Annotated in this window: 8 protein-coding genes; 2 read left to right on the plus strand and 6 right to left on the minus strand. The window is 38.3% G+C overall.

What is annotated here, in order from left to right; translation table 11 throughout:
- Nucleotides 1-196 precede the first annotated feature (196 nt).
- A complete protein-coding gene (locus tag QZU83_RS09330; protein WP_295611713.1) occupies nucleotides 197-1,447 on the plus strand; it encodes an adenosylhomocysteinase in 1,251 nt (416 codons plus the stop codon).
- A gap of 23 nt (nucleotides 1,448-1,470) precedes the next feature.
- Nucleotides 1,471-2,121 carry a DUF2119 domain-containing protein gene (locus QZU83_RS09335; protein WP_295611716.1) on the plus strand — a complete coding sequence of 217 codons (651 nt, stop codon included), beginning with the start codon at nucleotides 1,471-1,473 and terminating at the stop codon, nucleotides 2,119-2,121.
- Nucleotides 2,122-2,335: 214 nt separating this feature from the next.
- On the opposite strand, the gene fen is transcribed toward QZU83_RS09335, so the two are convergent.
- The 6 genes from fen to QZU83_RS09365 form a co-directional block, all read right to left on the minus strand.
- Nucleotides 2,336-3,319: a flap endonuclease-1 gene (gene fen, locus QZU83_RS09340; protein ID WP_295611719.1), complete on the minus strand. Its 984-nt coding sequence runs from the start codon at nucleotides 3,317-3,319 to the stop codon at nucleotides 2,336-2,338.
- 94 nt (nucleotides 3,320-3,413) lie between these two features.
- Nucleotides 3,414-3,977, minus strand: coding sequence for a chorismate pyruvate-lyase family protein (locus QZU83_RS09345; RefSeq protein ID WP_295611721.1), 564 nt, complete (start codon nucleotides 3,975-3,977; stop codon nucleotides 3,414-3,416).
- Nucleotides 3,978-3,986: 9 nt separating this feature from the next.
- Nucleotides 3,987-5,240, minus strand: coding sequence for a homoaconitase large subunit (hacA, locus tag QZU83_RS09350; protein ID WP_295611723.1), 1,254 nt, complete (start codon nucleotides 5,238-5,240; stop codon nucleotides 3,987-3,989).
- A gap of 6 nt (nucleotides 5,241-5,246) precedes the next feature.
- Entirely contained in the window at nucleotides 5,247-6,416 is a 1,170-nt protein-coding gene (locus tag QZU83_RS09355) for a homocitrate synthase family protein (RefSeq protein WP_295611726.1), read from the minus strand.
- Nucleotides 6,417-6,467: 51 nt separating this feature from the next.
- Complete coding sequence (gene cyaB, locus QZU83_RS09360) at nucleotides 6,468-7,010, minus strand: class IV adenylate cyclase (RefSeq protein WP_295611729.1); 543 nt, start codon at nucleotides 7,008-7,010, stop codon at nucleotides 6,468-6,470.
- A gap of 3 nt (nucleotides 7,011-7,013) precedes the next feature.
- On the minus strand, nucleotides 7,014-7,973 hold the full coding sequence (locus QZU83_RS09365) for a glycosyltransferase family 2 protein (RefSeq protein WP_295611731.1): 960 nt from the start codon (nucleotides 7,971-7,973) through the stop codon (nucleotides 7,014-7,016).
- Nucleotides 7,974-8,307 lie beyond the last annotated feature (334 nt).

Genomic DNA, 8,307 nt, shown 5'->3' on the forward strand with positions numbered 1-8,307 from the left:
CTTTATTACCCTATGAGCCGTGCGCTCTAACCAGCTGAGCCACCCCGGCATCTAACAAATATATATATTTTTATCATTACATTTAAAGTTTTTGTTTTTTCGGCAATTTAGGCTATTTTTTAAAAATTATGCTATATATTTAATAAGTGTAAACAACATAGTTTTATTATTAAATAATTTTTATGCTGATGATATTATGAGTAAAGTTAAAGATATGGCATTAGCACCTGAAGGTGTTAGGAAAATCGAATGGGTTCAAAAACACATGCCTGTTTTGGAATCCATCAAACAGGAATACTTGGAAACTCAACCTTTCAAAGGAATTACAATAGGCTCTTGCTTACACCTGGAACCTAAAACCATTAACCTTGGGTTAACATTGATGGCCGGTGGAGCGGAAGTCGCAATGACCGGATGCAATCCGTTATCTACTCATGACGATGCAGTTGCAGGAGCAGCTGACCTTGGATTGAACGTATACGGCTGGAGAGAACAGGACGATGAGGAATATTATCAAACCATTAACATGGTACTTGACCACAAGCCGGACATTATCATTGACGACGGAGCAGACATGATTATGGTTCTTCACAATGAAAGGACTGAACTTTTAAGCCACATCAAGGGGGCATGTGAAGAAACCACAACCGGTGTGCACAGACTTCAGGCAATGCATGCTGACGGAGCATTGAAATTCCCGGTAATCGCAGTTAATGACGCTTACACAAAATACTTGTTTGACAACAGATACGGTACAGGACAATCCAGCTTCGACGCAATCATGGGAACAACCAACATGGTAATCGCAGGAAAAACCGTAGTCGTATGCGGATACGGATGGTGCGGAAGAGGACTTGCACTCAGAGCGGCAGGTCTCGGAGCAGATGTCATTGTAACCGAAGTTGATCCGATTCGCGCTTTAGAAGCAAGAATGGACGGTTACCGTGTAATGACAATAAGGGAAGCAGTAAAACAGGCTGATTTAATCATTACAGTAACCGGTAATGCAGACATCATCTGCGGTGACGACTTCAAATACATGAAAGACGGATGTATGCTTGCAAACTCAGGACACTTCAATGTGGAAATCAACAGGCCTGATTTGGAAGCTATCTCAACTGAAGTAAAAGAAGTCCGTGAAAGTATTGAAGAGTTCACCACAAAAGACGGACGCAAAATCTATCTTTTAGCAGATGGCCGTTTAGTCAACCTTTCAGCTGCACGTGGACAAGGACACCCTGCAGAAATCATGGACATGAGTTTTGCAGTACAGGCATTATCCGCAAAACACATTCTCGAAAACGATTTGCCTGTTGGTGTAACCAAAGCACCTGATGAAATCGACTATACTGTAGCAAGCATGAAATTAGATGCAATGGGCATTGAAATCGACTCATTGACCGACAAACAAAAAGCTTACATGGCTAACTGGCAAGAAGGAACATAAATTCCTTCTGATTTTCTTTTTTTATGTCTTATTTTAGATATATTGACAATGGTGAAGGTCCCACAAAATTATTCATCGGAGGTCTTCACGGTAATGAGGGCGTCACCTCTTTGAAGTTCATCAAAAGAATCAGAGAGGAGGATTTGTCTTCCGGACAGTTCTATTTTTATAATTTTGATAGGACACCATATATTTCCACTATCAAGAAGGAATATTACCAATCTGAATTGGGTTTGAAGATTTTAAATTTAATAGAACGTTTCAATCCTGATTTTTACACTGAACTTCACTGTTACAATCTTAAAAACTATGAAAAACTCACATCAATGGAAAGATATAAAAAAACAGGCATTCCTCCATTGATTAAACTTGGAAATCATGTACTGGTTTCATCTGTTTCTCCATTAATCAGAATGACTTACTTTTCTACAGAAACTGTCTGTAAAACATTGGAATTTCCCTGCTTTGAAAAATTAACTCCTGAAATCATTGAAAAATATGGTTTTGATAAAAAATTGGCTTGTGAAACTTATGAAAGGCTACTGAAACTTATTTTAAAATCACCATCCAGAAACCATTTCGAATGTCAGATGTTAAAGGATTATGCTCCTCAGGTTGATTTGGCCGTAAAATATGCAAAAAAAGTATTCGGTGAAGATTTCCCACCATATTAAAGACATTGATGGTTCCCAGGGTGTGTGGTGGTGAGAAACCATCAACATCTGGATTCATGTTTGCATTAAATATGTCCTATAAACGGTCTTGCATCCATTACGTTGACCATTTAAACGTGTTTTCGCAATCTGGGGTGTGTGGTGGTAGATTGCATTTTCATATTTAATACTTGAATCCAATTAATAGTATATTCTGGTATTATATAAAGGTATTCTAAAACCAGGCGTCAAGACTTCCCTGTGATGAATTCAAATTCTTGAGTTTGTCTGAGGCTTTGCTTACGCGATCAACAGAAAATCCATGCTCGTAACATAGGAATTCTATTAGTTTGTCTTTGTCTGGTTTTTCCCATTTTATTTTATAGTCAGTATTAACATTATGGTTTAAAAACAGTTCTCTTACTTCATCCAAATCGTGTGTGGATTCCTTTTGAAGTTCAGCCAATTTTTCCTTGAGCTGTCCTTTATGAGCCAGTTTAAGTGCAGTTTTTGCGCCGACTCCCTTTAAGCCTTCACAGAAATCAGTGCCGATTAGGATTCCCATGTCTATCAGTTCCTCTCTGGTAATGTCCAATTCTTTTAAAACCCTATTCAGTTCATAATATTCAAGATTTCCTAAATTGGAATTAATTGCCAGATTTCTCACGACTCTTTTGGCTCCAAACAGCAGGCAGTCGTAATCCTGTGAAGCCACTGCATATGCATCACCGTTTGCAACAAGATATGCCGCCTGGGCTTCACCTTCCCCTTTGGCTTCTACGTATGGTATTCCCATCAGGGTCAGTAACTTTTTGGATGATTCTATGATTTCGGGGGATAGTTTGGATGATCTCATGGCAAATTTACGCGCTTTTTCAGTATCTCCTTCGGCTAAGGCCTCCTTGTAGATTTTTTCAGCTTCATCCCTTACTTCCCTTCTTTTTTGCTGGGTGTCGCTTTTAAGTTCTGATGATTTGCCGTCAAAGACATATATTGGTTTGATGTCCTTTTCAACCATTGATGAGTTCCTGTAGAGGATTCCACTTAGATGTGAGGTAACATTTCCGTTTTCATCGGTTAGAGGTCTTCCATCTCTTTGTCTTATTGTTGATAAAAATTGATAAAGAGTGTTGAATGCGTCAATGGAGACGGCTCTTCCTTCAAGATCTTTGAAATCAATTTTTTCAGGTTCAATTATGTCTTTAAGTTTAACGCCCATATTTAACACCTTGATTAAATAATAAAATAGCTTAGAGGATATGCTTTAATCGGGACTATATTTGCCTTGTTTCAGTTTTCTTTGTGCAAGTCATCTAAATTTCTGCAAAATAACTTACCGGAAACATTTCTTTAATCCACATCAATATTTCGCCATTGTTGATGATAACGTAATCACGAGCTAAAAAGTCCTCATCGGTTTTGAACAATTCCTGAAGCTTTTCATTTGGTTTTTCTATGAAGATGTTGTTCACTTCTCTTCTGGATTCGATTTTATAATTCTTTAAGATTCTTCCGATAGGGATGTCTGCCCTTAATAAATCGGAACAGATATCGTTGCTGCATCTGCCAAGCGGAACGTGTGATATTGCATAGATTAGGGGCTGGTCTTCCTTATGCATTAAAACCTCTCTGAAATTGATTTCATCGCCCACATTAACATTCACCAGTTTGGCATGGTCTGAATCAGCCTCTCCTAAATGCTGGTCGAGCGTAATCAGGCTGATTTTTCCATACAGCACATCCAGAATTGCGGTAATCGATCCGTCTGTTGTTAAAAGAATTTTCTGCGTGTTGGAAAATTTTTTACCATAGCTTTCTTCCAAATCGTCCATTTTTTCAATAAGTCTTTTGTTTGCTTCGTTTTTTTCTGTTGTCATCTAAATCACTTATAGGTCTTTTGGATTTGTAATAACTCCTGTAATTGCTGAAGCAGCTACTACTTTTGAATTTGATAGGTAAACTGAAGATTTAGGGTCTCCCATTCTGCCTTTAAAGTTCCTGTTTGTTGTTGAGATGCAGGATTCTCCTTCTGACAGCACTCCCATGTGTCCTCCAAGACATGGTCCGCAGCCAGGATTGCAGACAATGGCTCCGGCATCTATGAATGTGTCGATGTATCCCAGATGCATTGCCTTTTTATATATTTCTCTTGAAGCAGGGAATATCAGCAGTCTAACATCATCGGATATCTTTTGGTTTTCAAGGATGTCGCATGCATCTTTTAAGTCTGACAGCCTTCCGTTTGTACAGGAACCTATTAAGCATTGGTCAATTGCTGTTCCTTCGATTTTTGAGATGTCGCAAACGTTGTCCACATCGTTAGGACAGGCTATTTGAGGTTCCATTTCGGTAATGTCGAAGTGCATTTCCTGTGAGTATATTGCATCGTTGTCTGATTTTACGATGTTGAGTTCACTTTCGCTTTTGCCGGTTTTTTTACACACGTAGTTGATGACGTCACGGTTTGGTTCCATTATTCCGTTTTTGGCTCCCATTTCAATTGCCATGTTGCACATGGTTGCCCTTCCTTCAACGCCCATGTTTTCTATTGTTTCGCCACAGAATTCTGCAGTCTTGTATGTTGCGCCGGCAATTCCTATTTCTCCAATGATGTTCAATATGATGTCTTTTGGCGCAATATATGGATTCAATTCTCCTTCAATGGTCATTTTTATAGCTTCAGGAACCATAAACCATGTCTTACCGGTTGCCCAAACCATAGCAAGGTCTGTTGCTCCCATACCTGTTGAAAATGCTCCAAAGGCACCATATGTGCATGTATGTGAATCGGCACCGACAATAACCTTTCCAGGTTCCACAAGCCCCATTTCTGGAACTACCTGGTGGCAGATTCCTTCGCCGTGTATGAAGTTTTTAGTAATGTTTTGTGTTTTGATAAAGTTTCTGCAGACTTTCTGAAATTCGGCTGATCCGATGGTGTTTGCAGGAATGTTGTGGTCAAATATTATTGCTATCTTTTCAGGGTCCCATACCTTATCCGCCAGTTTTTCGAATGTTTTTATGGCAGGAGGTGATGTACCGTCATGTGACATTGCAAGGTCAACCGGAATTTCGATAATTTCACCGGGGCTTACTTCGTGGCCCGCTTTTGAAGATAATATTTTTTCAGTAATGTTCATTGTCATCTATTCCTTTTTACTGATTTTTTTAACTATGTCCTTGAACACTTGGTCATTGATGTATTTTCCTTCTTCTCTTGATTTTTTGACCTGTCTTACAATTTCAATAAGTTCCTCATCACTGACGTCAAGTTCGCATTCATTTAATTTTGCTCTTACCGCTCTGCATCCTGAATGCTTACCTAAGACAAGCTGTCTTTTTTGTCCGACAAGTTCAGGAAGATACGGTTCGTAACACAGTGGCTCTTCAATAACAGCATCAACGTGAATTCCTGATTCGTGCCTGAACACGTTATTTCCGACAATAGGCTTGTTGTATGGAATAGGAAGGCCGCTGGCCCTTGAGACTAAATCTGATAACTCTTTGATGTATTTTGTTTTGAATCCGTAATCCTTGCCGTATAGGATTTTCATTGCCATGATAAGCTCTTCCAAAGATGCATTACCTGCACGCTCACCGATACCGTTGACTGTTGTTGATACAGCTTTTGCACCGGCTAAAACTCCGGTAATTGAATTTATCACTGCCAATCCGAAGTCATTGTGCAGATGGACTGCGATGTCAATGTCAATGTCCTTTACGAGTTCCTCAACTAAATATTTTATGCCTTGCGGAGTTATTGCTCCGGTTGTGTCTGCTATGTGGACTCTGTCTGCTCCGCATTCCTGGGCCTTGCTGTAAATACGTTTTAAGAATTCGATGTCTGTTCTTGTAGCGTCTTCTGCGGAAAATGCCACGAACAGGCCATGGTCTTTGGCGTAGTCCACTGCGGTTTCACATAAATTGATGGCGTCCTGTCTGGTGATGTGCATCTTGTGGTCCAGGTGGATGTCGGAGGTTCCGACGAATGTGATGATTCCGTCCACGTCACAGTCAAGAGCGGCATCAATGTCTTCAGGTTTTGTTCTGGTTAGTCCAAGGATTGTAGCGTCAAACCCTTCGTTGGCTATTGCCTTTACGGATTCCTTTTCCTTTTCTGAAACTATTGGAAAACCGGCTTCAATCTGATGAATTTTGAACTGATCAAGCTTTCTTGCTATTTCTAATTTTTCATCAAAGCTAAAACAAACTCCAGGGGTCTGTTCCCCGTCCCTTAAAGTAGTGTCATAAATTGTAATGTCATCGGGAAATGTTAATTCAGACTCTTTATTATAATGACTTATAAAATATTGCAATATAATCACTTCTAAAAATTAATCTTAATATATAATATAATAACTTTGTTGTTAATATAAGTTTTCTAATAGTTCCAGATAGGAGGTTCTTTCAAAGCCGTCTGTGATTCCCAATTTCTCAAACAGTTCGAAAATTTTATTTTGGGCATCAGAGTAATCTTCACCGTCGGCCAGCCCGATTTCAATTTCCATATAAGGGTCCAATCCTTCAATATCGTCCAGGGATATTTCAAAATTTTCATATTCATAGTACTGTCTGTTTTTCCTCACGGCCCTTACCTTTTTAAATCCTATTTCCTCGAAGATATCGCAGCATTTTTCGGCGTCGTCGATTCCCATCTCTATCTCTTTTCTTGTTTTTGATGAGGCATCTATTTTGGGACCTTTGTAGGTGATGAATATGTTGGTGTTGTCGTTTTCCCTTGTGGTTCTGATTCTTAAAGCCTCATCGGTCTTTGCAAAATCCACCATGGGACTGTTAAAGTAGATGTCTTCCTGAAACTCTTTTTTGGTTTTAGTTGCACCGATTTCATCAAGTCTTTTCTCCATTTCTTCAAAACTGCTGATTTTTGCCTTTACTTCAACTTCTATCATAGTTTAGCTCACATTAATTTTGTCGTGTAATAATTTCAATAAGAATACTATCAGTTTGTACTGCTTATGATGAAGCGCCTTGAGGTATATTCTGTAAAATGGCTGGAGTTCCTTGATTCCTTCATTTTTATGCCATTCCGGATAATTGTCGCTGACACGTTCCACGATTTCCTTTACCTTGTCTTCATCAAACCCTTCCAAAAAGCTGCTTCTGTAAACTGTTCCAATCAGGGTATGGTAAACGTTTATGAACTCCAACTCCTTATAGTATTCATCGAAGATGTTATTTTTCCTTGCAAAATCCTCGTTGGTTTTCACCATGTCATAGCTGTCGTAAATCCTCTCGTCAAAGGTGTGTGTGATTGATGTCGGATTCTGGATATACTGATACAGCGGTTTTTCAACGATTGAAATCCTCTTGTTGGACATCATGTACAGCTTTGGAAATGTCCCCAGATCCTCAAACCATTTTCCCGGAGGAAAGTATATGTCATTGTCCTTGAACAGTGATGTCTTATATAGTTTGTTCCATGCCGCCGGAAACCTGACCAGATTATAGAACACGCTTTTGAACTTGTTCAGCTCGACCTTGTTTTCATAAACCCTGTTGAAGTAGCAGACTGAAATGTCGGAGTTGTTTTCAATCAGGCTGTTGTACAGCTCCATTAAAAAATCTTTTTCAATATAATCGTCGCTGTCTATAAAGCAGACATATTTGCTGGTCACCATATCCAGACCAAAGTTTCTGGCGGATGAAAGGCCTCCGTTTTCCTTGTAGACGTATTTCATTCTTTCATCGTCTTTTATGTTCTCTTCGATTATCTCTTTGGTTCTGTCCTGACTGCCGTCATCGACGAATATGGCCTCAAAATTAGTATAACTTTGATTTTTTATGGATGAAATGCATTTGGCAACAAGCTTTTCCATGTTATAGCAGGGTATTATGATACTTATTTTATCCATTTTGGTTACCTCAATAGTTGATATTAGATTTAGCAGACATTATATAAATAATATATTATTGGAATATTGGCTTAATTAAAAAACGGTTTGTTATTCTAAATTTGTTGTTGAAATCATAGCTTTATCAACATTTTTTGAAATGATTTTTAAATAGTGTTCACAGTTTATTATTTTGTTTTTAATGAATAGACCATATGTATTTTTATAATATTTTTATTTAAAATATAATATTTATTTAAATAGTACTTTTGGAAAAATATCTGCCTCAATGTAGAATTCTAAATTATTTTTTTTTGAAATTTTTTAAAAATTTTGTAAAATGCATAAAATAAAC

It is taken from the genome of uncultured Methanobrevibacter sp. (genome assembly GCF_902771435.1).
Taxonomy (GTDB): Archaea; Methanobacteriota; Methanobacteria; order Methanobacteriales; family Methanobacteriaceae; genus Methanocatella.

Coding starts and splice junctions, on each gene's coding strand:
- QZU83_RS09330 (WP_295611713.1), top strand. CDS start 197: ATGAGTAAAGTTAAAGATATGGCATTAGCACCTGAAGGTGTTAGGAAA.
- QZU83_RS09335 (WP_295611716.1), top strand. CDS start 1,471: ATGTCTTATTTTAGATATATTGACAATGGTGAAGGTCCCACAAAATTA.
- fen (WP_295611719.1), bottom strand. CDS start 3,319: ATGGGCGTTAAACTTAAAGACATAATTGAACCTGAAAAAATTGATTTC.
- QZU83_RS09345 (WP_295611721.1), bottom strand. CDS start 3,977: ATGACAACAGAAAAAAACGAAGCAAACAAAAGACTTATTGAAAAAATG.
- hacA (WP_295611723.1), bottom strand. CDS start 5,240: ATGAACATTACTGAAAAAATATTATCTTCAAAAGCGGGCCACGAAGTA.
- cyaB (WP_295611729.1), bottom strand. CDS start 7,010: ATGATAGAAGTTGAAGTAAAGGCAAAAATCAGCAGTTTTGAAGAAATG.
- QZU83_RS09365 (WP_295611731.1), bottom strand. CDS start 7,973: ATGGATAAAATAAGTATCATAATACCCTGCTATAACATGGAAAAGCTT.